The sequence below is a fragment of the Idiomarina zobellii genome (genome assembly GCF_900100855.1).
In the GTDB taxonomy this organism is placed as follows: Bacteria; Pseudomonadota; Gammaproteobacteria; order Enterobacterales; family Alteromonadaceae; genus Idiomarina; species Idiomarina zobellii.
In genome coordinates this window covers 79,302-99,813 of record NZ_FNCB01000005.1, presented here as the reverse complement: position 1 = coordinate 99,813, position 20,512 = coordinate 79,302, and the positions used below count along the sequence as shown (strand labels likewise).

Here is a 20,512-nt window from a genome sequence, read left to right as displayed (position 1 = left end):
ATTTATTGAGACTCCAGCCGCATTGCAACCATACCTTGATTTTCGCCAACTTCATCAAAGCCCAGACTGTTGTATAACCGTCTGGCAGGCTCGTTTTCCGGATACACATTCAAAGTAATAAACTGAGTTTCTTCCTGTGACCAAGCGTTTTCCAACAAAGCCTCGACAAATTTTCTACCCAGCCCCTGACCACGAACTGCAGAGTTCACAATAAGACACGCGATGTGTATACCGTTCTCGACTTTTTGGTAGGCTTGTGCAAAACCGATAAACTCACCATCTTGATAAAAGGTATAAGTGCCACGCTCTTCTGCTTTAATCTGATCCCAAATAGTCTCTGCGGAACTGCCATAAGGTACTTTTTCACCAAACCACAGGCGAAACTCCGCCGCATTGTCCGGCCAAGTCAGTGCCTCTTTAAGTTCATCTATTGTTGCTCTTTTTAGCATTATCACTCGCCTTGCAGAGTTAAAATTAGGGTTCGGGCACCGCCGTGGTCTCGGTGTTCACACAGGTAAATACCTTGCCATGTACCCAGGTTTAAACGCCCATTGGTTACAGGCAGAGTTAAACTACTCCCCAGAATGCTCGATTTTAAGTGAGCTGGCATATCGTCAGGCCCTTCAAACGTATGCCGGTAGTAAGGAGCGTTTTCCGGCACCATTTCATTAAAGTGGCTTTCAAAGTCCTGACGAACCGTCGGGTCAGCATTTTCATTAACAGTCAGCGACGCCGATGTATGCCGAATAAACACATGTAGTAACCCTGTTGATACCTGCCCAAGCTCAACCAAAGCTCGTTCAATCTCGTCGGTAATAAGGTGAAAGCCCCTTGGGTGAGGAGCCAGTTGCAGTTCCGTTTGTTTGATAAGCATTTGTAAACCTGTTTGCCGTGCTTCATTGCTTGCCATATGCTTACAGCATACCGAAAACCGAAGAACAACTTAAAGGAATAACGACAATGCGTTACTTATTATTAGCCATCGCGGTTTTGTTCAGCGCAGCTGGCACCGCACAAGAGAGTGTTAAGGAAACAACAACCAAAGCAGTAGAAGCGTTTTTATACGGCGCTAGCATTGGGGCACCCAAAGCGCATGACCGCTTCTGGGCAGAGGAACTGACCTATACCAGTTCCAGCGGTGAACGTTTTGGTAAAGACCACCTCATGTCAGGCATGAAAGACGCCAAAGCGAAAAACCCGGACAACGTTAAAGTCTGGTACGGCGCTGAAGACATCGAGGTAAAACAGTTTGGTGACACCGTTGTATTCAACTTCACGTTAACCGCTGAAGAAGAAGGTAAAGTCACTAAGTACTTCTATAATACCGGAGTTTTAGTTCATCGCGATGGCCGCTGGCAAGCGGTTAACTGGAACGCGACTAAAGTTCCTTAAGAGGTTCCTTAATTTCTGACGAGCCGTTCTCTGGTGCCGCATCGCCATTATCTGGTTTTACATAAATGGCGATGCCTTCTCCGGTTTTATCCGTCAAACCAAAAGCTTTGCCGACACTGACCCCGAAGCCAACATTACCGGAATAGCCACCAGAGCCAGCACCGACATAAACTGACTCGCCTTGCTTGTCTCCGGTTTTTTGCAGCAACACACCATTAGCGCCCACTTTAGCCGCTTCCTGTTTCAGTCGCTTCAACACCGCTTCCATTTTCGCTTGTTCACCAAAGCTCCATGACGCATCGCTGCTTGCTTCTATAAGGGCTATTTCCTCGTAGTTGTCAGGCGCCTCTAAGTAGACTTTCACTTCTTCTACCGGAATCTCCGGCCGGGCGTCACCAATAAGAATGGAAGACGTTGGCGAGGCACAGCCAACTAGCGCCAGGGTTATTAACAGCAGAGCACCATAGGTTATAACGCGCATAATTTTTCCTTTGCCAAGAACATAGTTAAGCAATAGCACAAAAAACGATATTTCACCCGACTCTTTCAATCTCTTTAAAGAACCGTAGAATGGAAGATGATTGCGTGTCCCGAAGACTGGAGATCCTTTTGTTCGATATTGACCTGATTAGCCGCCACTTTTTAGCCGTCTATTTTTTATTTATTGCAGTTCACTACGCCAGTACTGCCATTGGACTCAATAGCCGGACCTCACAAAGCCACATTCAATATGGTGAAAAAGGCAGTGCGACATGGTGGATACGTCAGGTTTTTAACCTCTTCCGCGGTGCAATTTTGCTTATTTGTATTGCCCGGGCCTTTTACCCTATTGATACCTGGCTCGGCATTATAGAACCACTTTATACACCCTGGGTGCTGTCTATTGGCATGCTCACAATGTTGGTATCACTTGGTTTTGTCAGTTACAGCCACGCCTATATGCGTCAGGACTGGCGTTCAGGTATCGACCACGACAACTCCCGGGCACTGTTAACACAAGGCCCTTTTGCGCGCTCGCGTAACCCTATGTTCTTAGCCATTATGCTCGGCCAACTTGGTCTGTTTCTGACCCTGCCCAGCCTATTCACCTTAGTGTGCTTATTGGTTGGCGTGGTCATGATGCGTGCTCAAGCCGTTAAAGAAGAGCAGGCATTAAGCGAACTTTACGGCAATGAGTACCAAAGCTACAAAGCTCAGGTTCCACGTTGGCTTTTTTAGTCTTCCGGGCTCAGGTCGCCGTGTAAAAACTTACACACAAAGACGACTTTTCCGTAACGCTCAAATGACCATTTAATACAGCGCTGCAAGGCGTCCATCACCTTGTCGTAGTCGCCAAATATCTGAGTACTCAATGTATTGGTGATAATTTTTACATCATCGGTTTTATTCAGCTCATCAATAAAGCCTTTGATTGGGCCAATATAGTCATCTGCCAGTGGATACTTGCTAATTTCAACCGTCAGTTTCATGATAGTCACTCCTTTGTCGTTATTATTGCGACGTAAATTGTCAGGCCATTCATACTAACACGAGGTTGATGAATGACATCGGATGTCCGCTCGCGCATTGCTATACCTGTTATCATTTTAGCTCAGCTGCTGGGCACCTCGTTATGGTTCAGCGTTAACGGTGTTTGGTTAAGCCTGTCGTCAGCGCAGGGTCTTTCAGAAGCCGACTTAGGGGCATTAACTCTCGCCGTTCAGTTAGGCTTCATTGTCGGCACCCTGTTTTTAGCGCTCACCGGGTTAGCTGACCGCTACAAAGCCAGCGTTATTTTTTGCTTGTCCAGTTTGCTCGGTGCATCAGTTAATGCGCTTTTCATCATTGCCGCCGACCATTTCTCGCTCGCGTGGTTTCTGCGTTTACTGACTGGCCTGTGTTTAGCCGGCATTTACCCCATGGGGATGAAGCTGGTCATTTCCTGGGTGCCTAAATACGCCGGCGCGGCTCTTTCCTGGTTACTGGCAATGCTTACCTTGGGCACCGCTCTGCCGCATTTAATGAGAGGCTTCACTCTTGGTTTAAATTGGCACATACCTTTGTTTGCTGCCTCTATGTTAGCCATTTTAGGCGGTATAGCCGTAGGGCTTCTCGGTAGCGGGCCACATTTGCCGGCAACAGCTAAACCTACGGCGTTAAGTAAGGGATTATCGGCGCTTAAACAGCCACGCTTCCGTGCGGTTGCCGGTGGGTACTTTGGCCACTGCTGGGAGCTCTACGCTTTCTGGATGCTGGTGCCTCTGCTCCTTTTAGCACCGGTATCTGAGCTTGGCTGGTCTTTGTCTTCCATTCCCTGGTTATCATTCTCGTTAATTGGTGTGGGCGCTCTTGGTTGTATCTGTGGCGGTTGGCTTAGCAAAAAGCATGGTGGCGTGTCGGTTGCCAGACTCGCTCTTATCACTTCCGGCGCAATGTGTTTGTTATACCCATTCATGACTGAGCTACCGCCTTGGGTTGCTCTTTTAACTCTGACGCTTTGGGGTATTTCGGTTATCGCCGACTCACCTCAGTTTTCAGCATTAGCCGCTCAAGAGGCGCCAGCTGACAAAATTGGTAGTGCCTTAGCGGTAATGAACTCGGTTGGATTCGCCCTGACTATTCCAGCCATCTGGTTAGCTAGCTGGAGCTGGCCAGTATTAAACGAGTGGGTCGCCTGGCTGCTATTACCCGGCCCTGTTTTAGGGCTTTGGGCAATGCGAAAGTTTGATAAAATCAGCTCGAATTAAACGACAGGAATACAAACCATGGGATTAGAAGTCATCAAGCACCCTCTGGTGCAGCATAAACTCGGCTTAATGCGTAAGTCGGGTATATCAACCAAAAGTTTTCGCGAGCTTTCCAACGAAGTTGGCAGCCTACTGACCTATGAAGCAACCAGTGACTTTGCCTTAGAAACGACCACTATTGACGGTTGGAGCGGTGAAGCCATAGAAGTCGAACAGTTAAAAGGCAAAAAAGTGACTGTCGTGCCTATTTTAAGAGCGGGCATTGGCATGTTGGACGGCGTTCTCGACTTAATACCCAACGCCAAAGTCAGTGTGGTCGGCCTATACCGCAACGAAGAAACCTTAGAGCCGGTCAGTTATTTTGATAAGTTTGTTGGCAGTCTTGACCAGCGTATTTCGCTCGTTATTGACCCGATGCTGGCAACCGGTGGCAGTATGATAGCAACATTGGACATGCTGAAAGCCAAAGGCTGCAAAGATATTCGTGTACTCGTGTTAGTCGCAGCACCCGAGGGCGTCGAAGCTGTTTTAGCACAACACCCTGACGTACGTATATTTACTGCAGCGCTGGACGAGAAGCTCAACGAAAACGGCTATATTATCCCTGGCTTGGGCGATGCCGGCGATAAGATCTTTGGTACGCGTTAGCCAACACTATATGACAAGATGCGGGAAATATGGCTACGCGGTAGCCCTGTTTCCTGGTGCCAATGATTAAACACTGCTTGTATTTGCTTAAGGCCTTTTTGGCTGGTTGGTGAGGCATCCAGTAAATTAAAATTCCGTAACGCAGTGAGCACATCGCTTGCACAAACAAAGCCGTCCCAGCCCAACATGCGCAATAAATACTGACCCGTGTTACCGCCTAAGCGCGCACCTTTCTTCTTTAAAAACATCAATAATCCAACTTGGTCATCATGCGGCCAGCTAGCCAAAAACTTGCAAAAACTCCCATGCTCTTCCGACACTTCGACAATCATTCGGGCGTTAACCGGTACGGTTATTATTTTTTGAAAATTACGCACAATACGTTCGTCTTGCGCCAGCTCTTCTAGTCGCTCCGGTGGCACTTGCTGCCAGTAAAGCGGTACAAAACCACTGAAGGCTTCTTCGAACTGTGGCCACTTGCGGTCAATAATTTGCCAGACGAAACCTGCCCGAAAGATACAATGGGTCATTAACGAAAGGACTCTGTCATCAGTAACCTTTGCTAGTTCTTTATCGCTTACCACCTCGGGTAACATGGCACGCATTGCTGCTTCTCCGCCCTTGCGTTCGCAGGCGCGCTCATAAAATACTGAAAAGTGGATAATGTCAGTCATTCTGGTTTACTCCAGCCTCGCTATTCGGCTCACATTTTGAGCCAAATAATGATTCTATTCGGCTCATGATGCAAATTTAGGTAAAATGCGGCCGACAAACAAAGGAGTCCGACATGGCACGAGCGCACGCAGTACACATTTTAGTGAAAACCAAAGAAGAAGCCGAAGATTTGAAGAAGAAACTGGCCGGCGGTGCTAAATTCGCAGACTTAGCCCGTAAGCACTCACTTTGCCCATCGGGTAAAAAGGGCGGCGATTTGGGTGAATTCCGCCGCGGCGAAATGGTGCCAGCGTTCGACAAAGTGGTATTTGGAAAGCCCACGCTGGAAGTACATGGCCCGGTAAAAACCGCGTTTGGCTGGCACTTAATTAAAACGCTTTCCCGCAGCTAAGCCCGGGCCAAGATCTTATCTAATTCGTTGGCAAACTGCATACGATCGCGCTGGTGCAAGGGTGGTGGACCGCCGGTATGTTCACCGCTGCTACGCATAGTATCCATAAAATCACGCATATTGAGCCGCGAACCAATATTACTTTTTGTAAAAAGCTCACCCCGTGGGCTCAGCGCCTGCCCACCTTTTTTAATCACGTCCGCCGCCAACGGAATGTCGGCGGTAATGACTAAGTCACCCGGCTCACACTGCTCGGCAATGGCATCATCCGCAACATCAAACCCGGCGGACACTTGCATCGTCCGTATAAATTTAGACGGAGGCACCCGCAGTGGCTGATTCGCTACTAATACCAACGGCAATTGTTTGCGTTCTGCAGCCCGATACAAAATATCCTTTATAACCGTTGGACAGGCATCGGCATCCACCCAAATTGTGATTGTGGTCATAGTGACTTCCTAACGAAAAAAGGCACTACCGCATATCGATGGTGCCTGCTTAAAATGAGCTTAAAGTTTGCGACTATGCGCTCTTTTTCTCGCTAATATAATCATTAACGAACTGCTCAAGTATGTTAAGTGGTACTGGACCACTGCCAAGCACTACGTCATGGAACTCGCGAATATCAAACTTATCACCAAGTTCTGACTTCGCTTTTTCACGCAGTTCCAGAATTTTGTTCATGCCAATTTTGTAGGCGGTTGCCTGGCCTGGCATAACAATATGACGCTCGACCATCTTCACCGCATCAGACTTGGCATTTGGGGTATTGGTCACATAGAAATCGATACCCTCTTCGCGCGTCCACTTCTTGTCGTGAATACCGGTATCCACGACCAAACGCACCGCACGCCATAACTCCATTGCTAGACGGCCAAAGTCTGAATATGGGTCTTTATATAAGCCAATTTCTTTCGGCAGCTTTTCGGTATACAGTCCCCAACCCTCGCTGTAGGCGGTGTAGCGACCGAAGCGGCGGAACTTAGGAATACCTTCCAGCTCTTGTTGAATCGCAATTTGCATATGGTGACCAGGAATACCTTCGTGGTAAGCCAGTGCTTCCATTTGATACGTTGGCATAGCCTCCATATCGTATAAGTTGGCATAGTAGGTGCCTGGTCGTGAGCCGTCCATTGATGGTTGCTGATAGAACGCCTTACCCGCTGACTTTTCGCGGAACGGTTCAACCGCCTTCACGATAAGACCCGCTTTTGGCTTATTGATGAACAACTCATCCAAACGTTCACGCATGTTATCGATGTAGGCCGTTGCTTCATCCAGATAACGCTTGCGACCTTCTTCCGTGTTTGGATAGATAAACTCGTCACTGTTGCGCATGTGGACAAAGAACTCTTGCAGCGTGCCTTCAAAACCAACTTCTTCCATAATGGCGCGCATCTCTTCATGGATACGCTCCATTTCGCTTAGGCCGACCTCATGGATTTCTTCTGCGGTTAAGTCAGTCGTGGTTGTGCGTTGTAACGCGTTATTGTAGAACGCTTCACCGTCCGGGAACTTCCAGGCGCCGTCTTTTGTTGTCGCTTGTTCAGCAATGCCCTCGACGACAGTAATTAAGTCTTGATAGGCCGGTTTAACTGACTCAAGCATGGCTTTTTCAGCAGATGCTAACAGCTCTTCACGCTGATTTTCTTCAAGCTCGAGCTGCTCAACTTTACTGGTAAAGTCTTCCCACAGTGCACTTGGCTCACCATCGTCAAATGGCGCGCCGGTAATGATGTTTTTGCTATCGCTGATGACGTAAGGGTAAACAAATTTAGGGGCGATAATGCCTTTTTCGGCACGTAGCTGCAGATTATCAGCCAGCTGATCAAACAACTCCGGCAAACCATTAAGCCGTGAGATATAATCTTCTGCATCGTCCACGCTGCTAATGCGATGTTGGTTAATCAACAGTGATGCCACGCTAGAGTGCAGACCAAACATTTGGTTAACCGGATAGTTGTGGTGGCGCCACTTAAAGTCAGCAATCTCATTTTCCAGTTTCTGCTTCATCAGCATCCAGCTAATTTTGGTCTGCTCATTAAGCTTTGACTCATCGATAGCTTTGACTTGCTCTAAATGTTTTTTTGTTAGCGCCAGGTCTTCTTTGGCTTGCTCGTCAGAAATGTCATCCCACTTATCCTGGTCGTCTTTAATACCCAGATAAGACTGATACATTGGGCTGCGCATGACATTTTCCATGAAAATGTCTTCAAACAGCTGATTGGCCTTTTCTGACTCGGTTTGCTCTGACTTTTGGTTGGTGTTTTCAGCGCTTGCCGTTTGCGTTTCTGCAGCTTTATTTGTCGTGCTGTCTTTTGCCGCATCTGAGCATGCAGTTGTCATCAGCACCAGCGATACCGCCAGCGCAATTTTCTTATATTCAAACATGTGTGTGTTCCCCCTGTTGTTTTGTTTATCTTGATAACGGTTGCAGCACAGGATGTCAATTCGTGCGCGGTGGTAAGGTCAGTTACTACGCCAAGTGGAGAGCGTTTTCAGTTATTGTAGTGTGTGCTCGCGGCACGCTTCAATTTGTTTAGCTGGCAGTATAACGCCAATGACAGGCTCCAGAGCTTCCTGAACCTTAGGAATCAAAAGGCTAAACTCTGACAGCATAACGGTTTCATCTACCTGTTCATTAAAAACCAGCGTTACCTTTAAACTTTTCGGAAAACGCTGGTAATTCACGTCGTGCGTCAGCCAAATAAAACCTTCGTGATCCAATTTGGCCTTTTCACACACCTGGGTCAGCTCGCGGATGATTTCTCGTTCGATTTTTTTGTCACTTTTTCGCATAAGCAAACTTTTTTTCCTGGGTGTATCGACAAGTTAATTGCTAGTGCTAACGCGTCTTATGTATAAAAAAATCTATTTTCTATACATAAACATCTCTTCATATATAATATTTACGATTATTTATATTGGACTTCCCAGCTTTCACTAGACAGTCTGTAGATTATCAAAATACGCCTTTTCAAAGTTAGCAGGCGAGACACCGCCTGTATGAGAATGACGCTTTTGGGGATTGTAAAACATCTCGATAAAATTAAATATCTCAGTCTTCGCTTCGTTCCTGTTCGGGTAAATCTTCTTTCGGATAACCCGCTTTTTAAACGTGGCAAAAAAGCTCTCAGCAACGGCGTTGTCGTGGCAGTTCCCACGTCGGCTCATCGATGGTATTAGGTTGTGCTCTTTCATGAAGGCCAGGTAATCAGAGCTACCGTATTGGCTCCCCTGGATGCCCTTCTAAGTGTCAAGTCGTTATTTGAATACTATTTATAATCGTATTTCTATTTTTTAATAGGTAGTAAATCTCCCGAGCGATATATCGCTTTAAACATCTTATTGCTTCCATTTTTGATAACCCGTCGGCCGTTCGTTTTTTGATATATTCCTGTGAACGTTCTTCAGTTCTTAGGCGGCCAACCGCAATAATATGCAGAGCGCTGTTTGCTGCTCGGTCTCCACCTCTATTCAATCGATGGCGACTAGTTTTGCCTGAGGACGCCGGAATTGGACTAACACCACACAAAGCTGCAAAGCTTGATTCTGATCTTAGGCGCTCAGGGTTGTCGCCTAGGGTAATTAACAATTGTGCAGCCGACTCATATCCAACGGCATTCTGTTCAATTAACTCTGGTGCTAATGATTCAACAATTGTAGCAATCATTTTATCCAAATCAGCGATTTCATCATGAAGCTCGACGTATCTTCTAGCTAGTGACTTTAGAGTTATTCTATAGGCCGTGGTGATGTCTTTATAATTAGTTAAATCGGGGCGTGTTGATGCTAATGTGCGAACCAAATTCATCCTTGTCATATGTCTTAAGGTGTCTCGCAGTTCTTCAGGCGCAGAAACAATGCTTGTTCTGATCATCTGCAACGCTACTGTCCGTGCAGCCACAGCACTTCTTCGACAGCTTTTCAGAATCCTGAGAGACTCAACCATACCATCTCTTGTTTTTGGCGTTACGGTTCGATGCCGACTAAAAGCAGCATGCGCGGCATTTTCTGCATCTAAAGTGTCATCTTTCCCTCGTTTTCGACGGTCTGATTTGTCTGGTGCTGTTACTTCTAAAACATCTATGCCGCTCGATTGCATATAACGTAGTAAGCCAAGGCCATATGTGCCTGAACATTCAATCCCAACGCGTGAGACTTTGCCAAATGAGGACATCCATGTCAGCATTTTTTTGTAGCCATGCCTTGTCGTTGGAAAGCTTTCGCTTGAAACCACTTGATTTAACTCATTTACAACAGCTGCAACGTGGATGTCTTTGTGGGTATCGACGCCTCCAACAACATATTGGTCATCTTTTCTATTCGTTTGATTCATAACCCTTCTCCCATTTTTTTGATTATGGACGAGAGAACCAAACCGAATACTTGGACATGACAGTAATGAGATAATCACCAGGCCCTTCTTGAGTCACAAATACTGGCGAGGCTACCCTCACCAAATAATGAAACCAGACAATCGACAGATCCAAGGAATGACACAAAAGGTCTATCGCTATGAGGGTCAGAAAGTCAGGTACATTATTGGTACCATATCTCAAGCATGAGCCATTGATGGATGGTTTACACCATGAAATACAGCAAAGACATTATTACTATCGCTATGCACCAACACTTTCTCTTTCGGCCGTCGTTGATAAACGGCCATGAGCAGTGCTCTGATAACCAGGTGTTTATCCATATTTTTGTCCATTGACCAGCCGACAACGCGTCTGGAGAACAAGTCGATAACAGTCGCCACGTAAAGGAAGCCTTCGTAAGTTCGCACGTAGGTGATGTCACTTACCCACGATGTATTGGGTGCTTTAGGATTAAACTGCCGCTCTAAGACATTATCTGCAACCCGGCCCGGCTTACCGCCTTTTATATGACGACGCTTATAACCGATTTGAGCTCTGAGCTTATTGAGGCGCATGATCTTAGCAACACGATGAACACTGCATTTTTCACCGGCTTCACGTAAGTCTTTGTGGATCCAGGGGCTGCCGTAAGTGCCGCCACTGGCAATGAAGAACGCTTTAATGCGCTTTAACAGTCGTGCGTCTTCTATGGCGCGATCGCTCAAAGGCTTCTTTAACCAGGCATAGAAACCACTTCGGTTCAATTTCAACACCCGGCACATGGCCGAAACAGAGAACTGATTTTGGTGATCACGGATAAAGGCGTACTTTACTCGGACTCGCCTGCAAAGTACTTTGCGGCCTTTTTTAGTATATCCCGTTCCTCCTTAACGCGTTTTAGCTCAGCCTCAAGCTTCGCTATGCGCAGTTGTTCATCGGAGGATTGGTTAGTTTTACTGTCCTGACCGTACTTAGCTCGCCAGTCGTAAAGTGACTTGACGGAAATGCCCAGACGATCAGCGACGTCATAAACTGAATGGCCGCGCTCAGTGACCTGCTTGACGGCTTCAATCTTGAATTCTTCGGTATACCGTTTGCCTTTGCTCATAAACACCTCTAGTTTTAGTTACATTGTAACTGTTAAAAGTGTCTAGCAAAGTCTGGGAAGTCCATTAAAAGGCTTCCCTGAAGCCATAGAAAGCATCTACCCGAAAACCGAGGTACAACACTGCATCATTCACCAAATTCGTAATTCGCTGAAGTACGTGGCCAGCAAAAATCAGAAAGCCTTCATGGCCGATTTGAAATGCGTGTATAAAGCCGCGACACTATCCGCTGCCGAAAGCGCGCTGGATGATTTAGAAGCCAAATGGGGGGATAAGTATCCCATCGTTATTCAATCCTGGCGCAATAAATGGGCGACACTCTCAGCGTATTTTAAATATCCCGACTATGTTCGGACCGTTATCTACACAACCAATGCCGTTGAGGCGGTACACCGCCAGTTCAGAAAACTGACCAAAACCAAAGGCGGTTTTAGCAATGAGGGTAGCTTGCTTAAGCTGCTGTACGCGGGTATGTTAAAAGCAACTGAGCGCTGGTCGCACCCGGTGCAGAACTGGAATCTGACACTGTCTCAGCTAACCATCCACTTTGAAGGTCGACTGGATGGCCACATAGATTTATGAAAACTTGGCTGACACAGAATATTGAACACTCTCGGAAAAAGTCAATCCCTTCAAATGGATGCAGGTCTGCGAAAGGCTCGTTCTGGCATTACTTTATTGACACCGGCCTACCTAACTGGTCGATTTTGGACGGAGCGAGAGTTGGGTGCTCTTTTGAACAAAGAAACCTTAATTCCTGTGCTCCATAATGTAACGTTCGATGATGTTAGAGAGTATAGCGGCATTCTTCCCGATTTAGCCGGTTTCACAACTCAATTTGATTCTATTGAAGATATAGCCAATAAAATTGCAGCTGCGATCATGCCGAGTGACAACACACAAGGTGGATAGTAAGTTGTGCGAACTTAAATCGAACTGATAGTTCGGCCGCTTGTTAGATACGACAGGTGAAGTCGAAGCTATTAAAATTATTTTTCTACCTTCGCCACTTCGATTTCATCTAGCATCTTTAACCCAGCTCGGGAAGTAAGGCCTCCCAAACAACACACGACAAATGCGGTAATACCAATCGTAGAAATCCATTCTAATTGACTCCACTCTTCCCAGCCAGTGCTGTGAAGCTCTGTGACAGGGATTGCTACAGCCAACGCATATAACCCCTTACCGATTGCTAAGAACTGCTCTGCTTGAGCTGCTTTTGCGGCTTTAGATCTTAGTTCTAAGCGTCTTGTTGCAGTCCAGAGCTTTTTTATACTTAACCAAAAATCATGAAACACTTGCTTTCCTGTTTATTTGCACCTAAATCTCCTCATTCATCACCGCAACAACATCAATTTCAAATTTATCCTTAATTTCTTCGATTAGGCGGGTCGCCAGTTTCTGCAATTCTTTGAGAATCTGATCATCTAGTAGAGCTTCTAAATGCTTACGTTTGCGCTTCGAAACTTCACCACCGTTTTGAATAAAAATCGACAAAACCATATCGATTTTATTGTTCGGCAAGTCCGCATTTTCGTTGATAAATTTTTTCAAACAGTCGAACACGGTAAGTAAGCATACTTCTTTTAGTAGATCATCGGAGATGGCTGTATCCATCATCTCATATACAAACTTTACATGCTCGGTATAGTCGGGAAAGCGATACATGTAATCAATATCATTATTGATTACGATTCTATTGGCATTGTCGAATTCGTAATCCAACATCGCCATTATTGGTACCGAAATGGTTTCAAGAACCTGATCGTACTTTTGTTGGTTTTTTAAGATCGCAGCAGATATCGGAATAATAAACTTATGCTCTGGTTCTCGATGCTTCATGACGTCATGAATCAGATAGCGATGAATGCGACCATTTCCATCATCAAATGGGTGAATATAAACTTCACCGAAAGATATCAAAGTTGCATGGAATAATGGGGGAACTGAGCCATCGATCATCAAGTTTTCATGTAGCTTGAATAGACCATTCATCATACTTGCTATGTGTTCTTGTTTAGCACCTACGTAATGAACATCTTCATCTCGATTCCCAAACCGTTGAATCGTTGTACCGACATAAATTTCCGATTCACGGTAATCAGTCGCCTTAAACTTCTCATCCACAATTTGGTTCTGAACGTTGATGAGCGAATGCTTGTTCAACTCATATAATCCAACATTTTTTATTGCATTCAGGAATCTTTGCATTCGCTGCCGATTCGGCTCTTCTCTCTCTATCTCCGTCGATGACTTTGTTTCTTTTGTATAAAGGTAATTAACTGATCGCCCAATCACATCAACTGATAGCTGTTCTCCGATGCGCTGCATTTTCGCAAATGCAGTTTTATAAACGTCAGCCTCATCAAGCTGACTTATATCAGCTGTCTTTCGGATCGTCGGACAAAATTCAGGTGTACCTAACGCATTGTTAATAACCCGTGTTCTTTTATCTTTCTGTCCATTTCCCAGGGTGTAATAGAACTCGTCTTCAAACAATTTTATATAATTCGACGACTTTAGGTCCGGGATATCAAGTTTCTGCCCAGTTAGCCATTCGTAAAGAAACCAAAGGACTCGGTTATATTGACTTGTCGGTTTATCTAAAATAAACGCAGTAAATTCAGTCACATTAATTTTTTTATAAATTGCTGCAAAGAAATGTAGTCTGATGCCTTGGTTTTTTATTGCCGCATGCATCTGCGAATAGGGGTTATCATCGTACTTAAGGTGGCCAGGAATTACCTTGCGCTTGCTACCACCATATTGGATCAACTGTTCCTTTTCCGCATTTGGATCTTGATAAACCTCCACCCCGAGCTTCGGTAGACGTAGATCGTAATGCAGATTAAGGTAAGCATATCCAACTGGTTTCATAGCAGTCCTTTACTTCTTGCCAAAAAGGTCTTATCTTTAGTCATTGTTTATGTATACGTATATGATAGCTAGTTTACCAAAAAAGTCATTACATTTTAGGTGTTTTAATTACAAATCAAAAATCACACTTACAAATACGCTACTGTAGTTACAAAATAGACTTTTAACTTACGAATCAACACTTCCTTGTTAAAATTCGATTTTTAGTTACATTAAGTCATACCAAACCAACCGCTCAATTACATCAGCAACCTTCTGGTGCGCCTGCCGCCGTTCTTCATAGTAATCGTAACGGTCATAAATGCCTTCAACGCCTTTCAGACTATGGTTTATGGCCCGCTCACCAACAGCACCACTGAAGCCTAGTGCTGACACTTGGCTGCGAAAGGTTCGCCGTAAATCGTGTACGGTAAAATGCTCTATATCTCCCATCAAGTTAGGTCCAGGGCGTTTGCGACCTTGTTCGATACCAAACATTTTGTTGATTGCACGATTAATGGTGTCTCCACCAATGAAAGGTCTATTCGAACCTCTTCGTGCTGGTAGAACATAGTCTGAACCGAATGACCGCGCTTTCAGCATGTGAAACCATTCAACCGCTTGGCTTGGCAGTGGTATCACAATACCTTTGCCTTTCTTCACCCGTTCATCCGGTATTTCCCATTCTGCTTTAACTAAATCCAGCTCACTCCAAGGTGCTTCAGTCAGTTCAGTTTTACGGACGCCAAGCACCAGATATAAACAAACGGCGATGTAGTTATCCATACCGAAGCGGTCCATATGCTTCCGGAAAATCTTAGTTGCCTCTTTGATTTCTGCGAGAGAAAGCGCGCGATCTCGAGATTTCTCTATGCCCCCGGCATCATTGGTACCAAATGCTGCTGCCGGGTTATTCAGGGTTAAATCAAGCTTCACCGCATGACGAAACAGCTGCTTCATATACATCAAAACGTCATTCGCAATGCTTGGCCGTCCGCTTAACTTCACCCGTTGTAACACTTCTCGAGCATCCCTAGCAGTAACCTGCTCAATTCGCATATCGCCGATTACCGGCTTCATCTCCTTTCGGTACAAACGAGCTGGAATGTTCGGGTGCTTCAATCTTGGTTGAATGTCATTCGTAAACCAGTCCTCGAACAAATGGTCCATGGTTTCAATGCCCGACCAAGCCTCCCTCTTCCTGGCTACCAAAGGGTCAAGCCCATTGAGTAACTCACGCTTTTTCAGTAATAGTTCGCCGCGAGCGTCGGCCAACCCCATGAATGGATATTTGCCTAACGTCATTTCACGGCGCTTGCCATGGACAATGTAACGATAAGACCAGTAAGAATGCCCTTTCTTTGGGACCACAAAATACAAACCGAGGCCGTCGGCATATTTCCCGTGTTGTTTATTTCTATCCAATGATGCGATTTTCGTTGCGGTTAACGTGGCCATGGTTGCGTACCTCTCTTAAACTCTTTACAAGAAAGTACTCACCATTCTGGTTTTTCACAACTGTTTCATACTCACCGCCGCACTCACCAAAAAACTGCTACGCATCGGAAAAATCAGGAAGTTCCAGAAACAACAAAGCCCTTGATATAAAAGGGCTTTGGAAGCATAAGGAAAATATCAGACAGCGTAGAGAAAATTACTCGATGTTCTGGATCTTAATATCGTTTATATATAAAATATACTTATAATACAAGTTGTTAGGAGAAAGCAGCTCGTGTTTATTGCAGTTTGCCCACCATTTTACCCACCAAGAAGTCTACTTTGGTAAGTTACATATAGCCCCACGTTAAAGACCGTTTTAGTGATAATGAATCCTTTCCGATAAGACAAAGTTATACTTGTCCTCTCTAGGCTTCTATGCGGGAGTTTTTAATGACCACACCTACTTAGTGTCATCGGTGCTTGGATTTATTAGTAGTTCAAAGCTCACGGTATTTCTCTCTTATCAACCGATCTAGAAAATCAGACTGCGATTTTTCACTCTTGGAGAGCTCATCAAGCATACCTGCTGCTTCATGCGATAAAGTAAAGTTTTTGCGGACTCTCGTTGATGCGTTCTCAACCTGCCGAGTCTTTCTTTGAAAGGCTGACTTAACTTTGTCATGGATAAGTCGTTTTTCGGTGACACTACGGCCCCAAAGCGAGAATTCTGCAATTAATCTTTCAACACGAAATGCATCCAAGTGATCGCTAATCTTTCCGGGCATCCGGTATCTCGAGTTAACTTTGCTATCTGTTCCCCTAAGATAAACCCAGAGCCAATCCAGCAACTTCGGTTGTACTCCTTTGATAAAAGACAGCCAATTATCTTGCTTTGCAGAATCGACTATGCTCTTTATCGCACTAATGTACTCTCGTTTTTGTTCAATTCCTAAACGACAAAGATTTAGGAAGTCTACAACCGATAGCCCTAATTGTTCTCGGGTATATGGCTGCAATTCCAAACCAAACTCTCTGTAATCGGGGTTTACCCATGCTTCCACACCACTTGTAATATCAAACCCTGAGCCACCTGATAACTCGATGTCAGCATCAACGTAACTAGGAACTTCGTATATAAAGCTAGACTGATTGCCTTGGTTATCAAACCTAGGCCGAGGTTTGGATTTGACTACAAATAGCCACACCAGATACAACCACTCGGTAGCGAAAGATTTATTTAAACACCAGTCTAAATCACTTTGCTTTAGCCCCTCATAGTCATATTGTTCATTATAAATACGTGCAGTCTGCTGACCACTGCAAACGTCTGGTTGTGGCTTCTTAGGCAATGTTCGATAGTAGCTATTGATCGCTCTTATTCTGTCTTTAAGTGACGTAGTAGCAACGGTCGGTTGTATGCATTTATTTTGAACTAACTGTATATATAACCAGCACCAGTGTGCTTCATCTTTCGGAAGCAAAGATTTTGGTACTACTTCACCCTTATCATGAACTGTCAAAACAGCCTCCACTTTGAAGAAATTTACCACCGATTACGCACTATTTACGCATTCTTAACACATCGCTCGGCGCATGATAAGCTCAATCATAACGCACCGAAAACGCATTTAAAACACATTCAATACGCATTAACAAGATCTGTTATAGATAGCGGAAAATAGCGCTTTCCTGCCCCTAACCTTAAGAGGATATAGGCAAAACTAGTAGCGTAGAGGAACCACCGTTCTTCTATACTATCAGAATAGTGTGAAACTAGGTACGCTCGCCAGTGCTTGTGCTTTTTATCGAAAGCATAAGGTATTAGCGAGTAGCAAATGTTGGTAATAGTAATATATACAACCTTCACTATTATCAATCAGTGCATCATTCATTGGTACGTCTAGTAACCAATGCTTAGCCAGTAATAGGTGAACCCCGAAGATTGCCGTCCGGCTCATAGTTAAAAATTACAGGATCAGATCTCTTATGAATCAATAACGATCAAGAGGTCTGAAATGAGAAAACGAAATGCGAACAACCACAATCATGCGCTACATTATGATGCTGAATACGAGGGCTTTGGCTTACATACAGTAAATGCACCATACATCCTGCCGTTCCTAGACCGCTTACATACAGTCATGGATAGAATGCTTCAGAACCATAAGCGAGTGTTAGCAGTAAAGTTTGACTTGCATCTGCCAGCTCATACGAATCCGTACCTTCAACGTAACCCGATAACGGATTTTATTGAGCGAGTTAAAGCAGGTATTGCGAGCTATCAAAAGTCCCTAAACCGTCGTAGCAAACGTGTTTACCAAACAGAGGTTGAATACGTTGCGAAGGTTGAACAGACGGAGGAGTGCGAATTAGAGCATTATCACGTCGTACTATTCACCAACAAAGACACGTTATATCCAGTCGGTAACTTAAGTCATGAGGACCCTACTAAGCTAGGACAGATAATCCGACAGGCATGGCTCAAGACGCATGGGTTATCAGCTGAGTCGACGGTAGCTCTCCTTCACACATCGACGCCCGTGTTTAGGGTACTGCAAGGGCCACTCAATACTGACGACCCAGTACACAGAGACGCATTCCTGCACTTCAGCTACCTGTGCAAGGAAGGAACGACCAAGTACCAGGGTAAGCGTCAATCGTTTTACAGCAGCAATGCAAAAAATAAAGCGCCTGTTTGAGGCGCTTTAAGGCAAGGGCAGGCTAATTAATACGAGCGCGTGCCATAGACTGACACGCGCTTAAAGCAACACTTAACGTGTATCCTTTATGTGGACGGCTAACCGCCATGTATAAATACCATAAATCACGGCTAATCCGATAATATCTTCGGGTCCATCATGCTCGCTAGCTTGGCCGAAGAATGCGGTCTCTCCAATATTAATCACCAAAGCCAAAAGTACAATTACGGGTAGCAAACGGATCAAGACGACCCAACCAATAGAGACAAACTTATCCAAAAAGTAGCTTCCGCCATTGCCGCCGTTGGCAACGTAAGCGACAAAAATAGACAGCAGGACCATAATACCCTCTACTGCATCTACTCCCAGAGACCAATCGTTTTCAGGAAAGCGAACAAGCAGTATTGCTAGATAGGTAAGTATTACAGTGGCCGATAAGTACATAAGACTATCGTTGCTTTGGTATTGACCCGCTCTATGCTGTTCCTTAAGCGCTTTTATGTTTATGAAGTACATTTACAAATCGTCCTTGTTAATCGGTTGTAATAGTTATTTTTGACTGCTTAACGTTAAAAGATGCCTAGATGCACCGTCAAGGTCAGTATTACCACAAAAAATAAAGAACGCCAGCATAAGGCACCAAGCAACGTAAAAGAGGCCCAGGGATAACCTCTGCTACGTTGCTTAGTGGCAGTAAAACTACAATAATCCCCTTTCAGCAAACGAAACCGTGTCTTGGCCTACTACGATGTGGTCAAGCACGGGGACGTCTATGTGATTGAGCGCGTCCTTGATACGCGTCGTCACACGCTTGTCAGCTTCCGAAGGCTCAGTCACACCCGATGGATGGTTGTGGGCCAGGATTATGGCAGCAGCGTTTTGTTGAAGCACCTCTTTCATCACTTCACGGGGATACACCGGGGCAGCGTTAATGGTCCCAAAGAACAGCTCTTTGTACTCAATCAGGCGATGCTGTGAGTCCATCAGCAGAATGGCGAACACTTCACGCTTTTGATGCGCCAGCTTGTATCTCAGGAAGTCTTTTGCAGCAGATGGACTGGTAAAGCCCTCCCCCTTCAAAAACTTCGTCTCGAGGATTTCAGACGCTTTGTTCAGCACATCAACCTCAGTCATCGGCCCATTCGTTACATACTCAGCATTTTGCTCGTGCATTTTGTGTCTCCATGTTTTCGATTCTTGAATGCACGTGCGTGATATAGGCCTGAAATCCAGTGGTTTCGTTTTTCATGGTTATTCGTTACAGCCCCTGTGAATCCTCTGAGACAAACCAATCAGAGGAAATAACAATGAGATTCTTACGCTTAAAAGAAGTTAAAGAGCGCATAGGCTTGGGCACTACATCAATCTACAAAATGATTAACGAAGGCACATTTCCTAAGCCGGTCAAAATCCTTGGCAAAAATGTCGCTTGGATAGACTCAGAAGTCGACGAATGGATTATGCAACGCATTGCCGACCAACGCGGCGACGCCATTCCGGATATGAACTGCTAACCCTGCATTTCTCAATGACGGCAGCTCGCCGCCACTTATCAATCGGAGACCATTATGATTTTACGTCTAGTCAAACCCATGGACATCGTCAAAATACACAAGGGGATGCACCGCGAAGCGACGCATCAGCCCAACTTTGCTCAGCTTGTCGATATATGCAACACCATTGACCGTGAGTATTTTGATTACACCGTTAACTTAGACTCGATATTCTCAATTGCTGCTGAGTACGCGATTCGCTTGGCACACACCGAGTGGACAGAGGATACCAACCGTGCCGCAGAAACTGCATTTGCCGTGTGCCTGCTATTTTTGAATCAATATGGCATCCCCATGAAAGGCAATGACCAGATATTGTTCAACGTCATGCGGGACGAATGGACAACGGTAGATAAGTTTGCACCACGACTCATGTTAGAACACGCCAAGACCATCATAAGCCATTCAAAAGAACCGTTAACAGCGGGTGACGCTCTTGAAATGACGAAGCGGTCAATACACTCACCGATTCGCTTTGGCCCTCTCATGACGGGTTTGAGGAGCTTAAGAGAAAGTTTCACTGTATCAGGATGCAAAGGCGTTCAGTGGGACAACTACGTTAACGACTAACCCGTTGAATCTAATAAAGTAACCAAGTAGTGTCACCCTTTCATACTGGGGTAATTAACCACCACTAATTATCAATTCGATTACTCCAGTCTACC

Annotated in this window: 26 protein-coding genes and 2 pseudogenes; 10 read left to right on the top strand and 18 right to left on the bottom strand. The window is 45.2% G+C overall.

All coding sequences use genetic code 11. The annotated features are described in order from the left end of the window. Positions 1-2 precede the first annotated feature (2 nt). A complete protein-coding gene (locus BLT32_RS06755) occupies positions 3-449 on the bottom strand; it encodes a GNAT family N-acetyltransferase (RefSeq protein ID WP_053953322.1) in 447 nt (148 codons plus the stop codon). Between the two features lie 2 nt (positions 450-451). Continuing rightward, entirely contained in the window at positions 452-874 is a 423-nt protein-coding gene (locus BLT32_RS06750) for a secondary thiamine-phosphate synthase enzyme YjbQ (protein WP_053953481.1), read from the bottom strand. Between the two features lie 86 nt (positions 875-960). On the opposite strand from BLT32_RS06750, the gene BLT32_RS06745 reads away from it, so the two are divergent. After that, entirely contained in the window at positions 961-1,392 is a 432-nt protein-coding gene (locus BLT32_RS06745) for a nuclear transport factor 2 family protein (protein WP_053953323.1), read from the top strand. On the opposite strand, the gene BLT32_RS06740 is transcribed toward BLT32_RS06745, so the two are convergent. Beyond that, positions 1,379-1,873 (bottom strand): hypothetical protein, encoded by a 495-nt coding sequence (locus tag BLT32_RS06740; protein ID WP_053953482.1) that lies wholly within the window; start codon positions 1,871-1,873, stop codon positions 1,379-1,381. The two genes, BLT32_RS06745 and BLT32_RS06740, sit on opposite strands and share 14 nt — an antisense overlap. A gap of 128 nt (positions 1,874-2,001) precedes the next feature. On the opposite strand from BLT32_RS06740, the gene BLT32_RS06735 reads away from it, so the two are divergent. Continuing rightward, positions 2,002-2,610, top strand: coding sequence for a methyltransferase family protein (locus BLT32_RS06735; protein WP_176764948.1), 609 nt, complete (start codon positions 2,002-2,004; stop codon positions 2,608-2,610). Here the strand turns inward: BLT32_RS06735 and BLT32_RS06730 are convergent. After that, positions 2,607-2,861, bottom strand: coding sequence for a YkoF family thiamine/hydroxymethylpyrimidine-binding protein (locus BLT32_RS06730; RefSeq protein ID WP_053953324.1), 255 nt, complete (start codon positions 2,859-2,861; stop codon positions 2,607-2,609). The two genes, BLT32_RS06735 and BLT32_RS06730, sit on opposite strands and share 4 nt — an antisense overlap. 72 nt (positions 2,862-2,933) lie before the next feature. On the opposite strand from BLT32_RS06730, the gene BLT32_RS06725 reads away from it, so the two are divergent. Beyond that, positions 2,934-4,118, top strand: a complete 1,185-nt coding sequence (locus BLT32_RS06725; RefSeq protein WP_053953325.1) for an MFS transporter — start codon at positions 2,934-2,936, stop codon at positions 4,116-4,118. Between the two features lie 18 nt (positions 4,119-4,136). Continuing rightward, positions 4,137-4,766 (top strand): uracil phosphoribosyltransferase, encoded by a 630-nt coding sequence (upp, locus tag BLT32_RS06720; protein ID WP_053953326.1) that lies wholly within the window; start codon positions 4,137-4,139, stop codon positions 4,764-4,766. Here upp and BLT32_RS06715 read toward each other — a convergent pair. After that, positions 4,763-5,440: a DNA-3-methyladenine glycosylase I gene (locus BLT32_RS06715; RefSeq protein WP_082343192.1), complete on the bottom strand. Its 678-nt coding sequence runs from the start codon at positions 5,438-5,440 to the stop codon at positions 4,763-4,765. The two genes, upp and BLT32_RS06715, sit on opposite strands and share 4 nt — an antisense overlap. A gap of 113 nt (positions 5,441-5,553) precedes the next feature. Between BLT32_RS06715 and BLT32_RS06710 the strand changes: the two genes are divergently transcribed. Beyond that, the gene (locus tag BLT32_RS06710; protein ID WP_053953327.1) at positions 5,554-5,832 is read left to right on the top strand and encodes a peptidylprolyl isomerase; all 279 of its coding nucleotides are present in this window, start codon (positions 5,554-5,556) and stop codon (positions 5,830-5,832) included. Here BLT32_RS06710 and BLT32_RS06705 read toward each other — a convergent pair. From BLT32_RS06705 to BLT32_RS12965, 7 genes and pseudogenes are all read right to left on the bottom strand, one after another. After that, a complete protein-coding gene (locus BLT32_RS06705) occupies positions 5,829-6,272 on the bottom strand; it encodes a YaiI/YqxD family protein (RefSeq protein WP_053953485.1) in 444 nt (147 codons plus the stop codon). The two genes, BLT32_RS06710 and BLT32_RS06705, sit on opposite strands and share 4 nt — an antisense overlap. A gap of 82 nt (positions 6,273-6,354) precedes the next feature. Then, complete coding sequence (locus BLT32_RS06700; protein WP_053953328.1) at positions 6,355-8,223, bottom strand: DUF885 domain-containing protein; 1,869 nt, start codon at positions 8,221-8,223, stop codon at positions 6,355-6,357. A 111-nt stretch (positions 8,224-8,334) separates the two neighbouring features. After that, the gene (locus BLT32_RS06695) at positions 8,335-8,631 is read right to left on the bottom strand and encodes a hypothetical protein (RefSeq protein WP_053953329.1); all 297 of its coding nucleotides are present in this window, start codon (positions 8,629-8,631) and stop codon (positions 8,335-8,337) included. 144 nt (positions 8,632-8,775) lie between these two features. Beyond that, positions 8,776-9,072 (bottom strand): annotated as a pseudogene (locus BLT32_RS06690) (integrase core domain-containing protein); the annotation flags it as partial. 16 nt (positions 9,073-9,088) lie between these two features. After that, the gene (locus BLT32_RS06685) at positions 9,089-10,171 is read right to left on the bottom strand and encodes an IS110 family RNA-guided transposase (RefSeq protein ID WP_053953331.1); all 1,083 of its coding nucleotides are present in this window, start codon (positions 10,169-10,171) and stop codon (positions 9,089-9,091) included. A gap of 219 nt (positions 10,172-10,390) precedes the next feature. Next, positions 10,391-11,011, bottom strand: coding sequence for an IS3 family transposase (locus BLT32_RS12775; protein ID WP_074668923.1), 621 nt, complete (start codon positions 11,009-11,011; stop codon positions 10,391-10,393). A gap of 11 nt (positions 11,012-11,022) precedes the next feature. Next, positions 11,023-11,301, bottom strand: coding sequence for a transposase (locus BLT32_RS12965; RefSeq protein ID WP_034821006.1), 279 nt, complete (start codon positions 11,299-11,301; stop codon positions 11,023-11,025). Between the two features lie 64 nt (positions 11,302-11,365). On the opposite strand from BLT32_RS12965, the pseudogene BLT32_RS06670 reads away from it, so the two are divergent. Together BLT32_RS06670 and BLT32_RS06665 are read left to right on the top strand one after the other, a co-directional pair. Then, positions 11,366-11,881: pseudogene (locus tag BLT32_RS06670) on the top strand (IS256 family transposase); the annotation flags it as partial. A 54-nt stretch (positions 11,882-11,935) separates the two neighbouring features. Further along, positions 11,936-12,211 (top strand): toll/interleukin-1 receptor domain-containing protein, encoded by a 276-nt coding sequence (locus tag BLT32_RS06665; protein ID WP_053953333.1) that lies wholly within the window; start codon positions 11,936-11,938, stop codon positions 12,209-12,211. A 77-nt stretch (positions 12,212-12,288) separates the two neighbouring features. Here the strand turns inward: BLT32_RS06665 and BLT32_RS06660 are convergent, their stop codons facing one another. The 4 genes from BLT32_RS06660 to BLT32_RS06645 form a co-directional block, all read right to left on the bottom strand. After that, positions 12,289-12,597, bottom strand: coding sequence for a hypothetical protein (locus BLT32_RS06660; protein ID WP_053953334.1), 309 nt, complete (start codon positions 12,595-12,597; stop codon positions 12,289-12,291). Between the two features lie 22 nt (positions 12,598-12,619). Beyond that, positions 12,620-14,176 carry a Fic family protein gene (locus BLT32_RS06655; RefSeq protein WP_053953335.1) on the bottom strand — a complete coding sequence of 519 codons (1,557 nt, stop codon included), beginning with the start codon at positions 14,174-14,176 and terminating at the stop codon, positions 12,620-12,622. A gap of 207 nt (positions 14,177-14,383) precedes the next feature. Next, a complete protein-coding gene (locus BLT32_RS06650) occupies positions 14,384-15,613 on the bottom strand; it encodes a tyrosine-type recombinase/integrase (RefSeq protein ID WP_053953336.1) in 1,230 nt (409 codons plus the stop codon). A gap of 479 nt (positions 15,614-16,092) precedes the next feature. Next, positions 16,093-17,115, bottom strand: a complete 1,023-nt coding sequence (locus BLT32_RS06645) for a hypothetical protein (RefSeq protein ID WP_143020945.1) — start codon at positions 17,113-17,115, stop codon at positions 16,093-16,095. Positions 17,116-17,610: 495 nt separating this feature from the next. Between BLT32_RS06645 and BLT32_RS06640 the strand changes: the two genes are divergently transcribed. After that, complete coding sequence (locus BLT32_RS06640; RefSeq protein WP_053953338.1) at positions 17,611-18,294, top strand: YagK/YfjJ domain-containing protein; 684 nt, start codon at positions 17,611-17,613, stop codon at positions 18,292-18,294. 72 nt (positions 18,295-18,366) lie between these two features. On the opposite strand, the gene BLT32_RS06635 is transcribed toward BLT32_RS06640, so the two are convergent. Together BLT32_RS06635 and radC are read right to left on the bottom strand one after the other, a co-directional pair. Continuing rightward, on the bottom strand, positions 18,367-18,810 hold the full coding sequence (locus BLT32_RS06635) for a hypothetical protein (protein WP_053953339.1): 444 nt from the start codon (positions 18,808-18,810) through the stop codon (positions 18,367-18,369). Between the two features lie 183 nt (positions 18,811-18,993). Continuing rightward, complete coding sequence (radC, locus tag BLT32_RS06630; RefSeq protein ID WP_053953340.1) at positions 18,994-19,467, bottom strand: RadC family protein; 474 nt, start codon at positions 19,465-19,467, stop codon at positions 18,994-18,996. A gap of 134 nt (positions 19,468-19,601) precedes the next feature. Here radC and BLT32_RS06625 point away from each other — a divergent pair, with 134 nt between their 5' ends. Together BLT32_RS06625 and BLT32_RS06620 are read left to right on the top strand one after the other, a co-directional pair. Then, positions 19,602-19,808: a helix-turn-helix transcriptional regulator gene (locus BLT32_RS06625; RefSeq protein WP_053953341.1), complete on the top strand. Its 207-nt coding sequence runs from the start codon at positions 19,602-19,604 to the stop codon at positions 19,806-19,808. Positions 19,809-19,862: 54 nt separating this feature from the next. Beyond that, positions 19,863-20,417 carry a hypothetical protein gene (locus BLT32_RS06620; RefSeq protein WP_053953342.1) on the top strand — a complete coding sequence of 185 codons (555 nt, stop codon included), beginning with the start codon at positions 19,863-19,865 and terminating at the stop codon, positions 20,415-20,417. Positions 20,418-20,512: the final 95 nt, after the last annotated feature.

Coding starts and splice junctions, on each gene's coding strand:
- BLT32_RS06650 (WP_053953336.1), bottom strand. CDS start 15,613: ATGGCCACGTTAACCGCAACGAAAATCGCATCATTGGATAGAAATAAA.
- BLT32_RS06625 (WP_053953341.1), top strand. CDS start 19,602: ATGAGATTCTTACGCTTAAAAGAAGTTAAAGAGCGCATAGGCTTGGGC.
- BLT32_RS06695 (WP_053953329.1), bottom strand. CDS start 8,631: ATGCGAAAAAGTGACAAAAAAATCGAACGAGAAATCATCCGCGAGCTG.
- BLT32_RS06750 (WP_053953481.1), bottom strand. CDS start 874: ATGCTTATCAAACAAACGGAACTGCAACTGGCTCCTCACCCAAGGGGC.
- radC (WP_053953340.1), bottom strand. CDS start 19,467: ATGCACGAGCAAAATGCTGAGTATGTAACGAATGGGCCGATGACTGAG.
- BLT32_RS06710 (WP_053953327.1), top strand. CDS start 5,554: ATGGCACGAGCGCACGCAGTACACATTTTAGTGAAAACCAAAGAAGAA.
- BLT32_RS06740 (WP_053953482.1), bottom strand. CDS start 1,873: ATGCGCGTTATAACCTATGGTGCTCTGCTGTTAATAACCCTGGCGCTA.
- BLT32_RS06640 (WP_053953338.1), top strand. CDS start 17,611: ATGAGAAAACGAAATGCGAACAACCACAATCATGCGCTACATTATGAT.
- upp (WP_053953326.1), top strand. CDS start 4,137: ATGGGATTAGAAGTCATCAAGCACCCTCTGGTGCAGCATAAACTCGGC.
- BLT32_RS12965 (WP_034821006.1), bottom strand. CDS start 11,301: ATGAGCAAAGGCAAACGGTATACCGAAGAATTCAAGATTGAAGCCGTC.
- BLT32_RS06725 (WP_053953325.1), top strand. CDS start 2,934: ATGACATCGGATGTCCGCTCGCGCATTGCTATACCTGTTATCATTTTA.
- BLT32_RS06665 (WP_053953333.1), top strand. CDS start 11,936: ATGGATGCAGGTCTGCGAAAGGCTCGTTCTGGCATTACTTTATTGACA.
- BLT32_RS06635 (WP_053953339.1), bottom strand. CDS start 18,810: ATGTACTTCATAAACATAAAAGCGCTTAAGGAACAGCATAGAGCGGGT.
- BLT32_RS06745 (WP_053953323.1), top strand. CDS start 961: ATGCGTTACTTATTATTAGCCATCGCGGTTTTGTTCAGCGCAGCTGGC.
- BLT32_RS06715 (WP_082343192.1), bottom strand. CDS start 5,440: ATGACTGACATTATCCACTTTTCAGTATTTTATGAGCGCGCCTGCGAA.
- BLT32_RS06700 (WP_053953328.1), bottom strand. CDS start 8,223: ATGTTTGAATATAAGAAAATTGCGCTGGCGGTATCGCTGGTGCTGATG.
- BLT32_RS06730 (WP_053953324.1), bottom strand. CDS start 2,861: ATGAAACTGACGGTTGAAATTAGCAAGTATCCACTGGCAGATGACTAT.
- BLT32_RS06755 (WP_053953322.1), bottom strand. CDS start 449: ATGCTAAAAAGAGCAACAATAGATGAACTTAAAGAGGCACTGACTTGG.
- BLT32_RS06655 (WP_053953335.1), bottom strand. CDS start 14,176: ATGAAACCAGTTGGATATGCTTACCTTAATCTGCATTACGATCTACGT.
- BLT32_RS06685 (WP_053953331.1), bottom strand. CDS start 10,171: ATGAATCAAACGAATAGAAAAGATGACCAATATGTTGTTGGAGGCGTC.
- BLT32_RS06620 (WP_053953342.1), top strand. CDS start 19,863: ATGATTTTACGTCTAGTCAAACCCATGGACATCGTCAAAATACACAAG.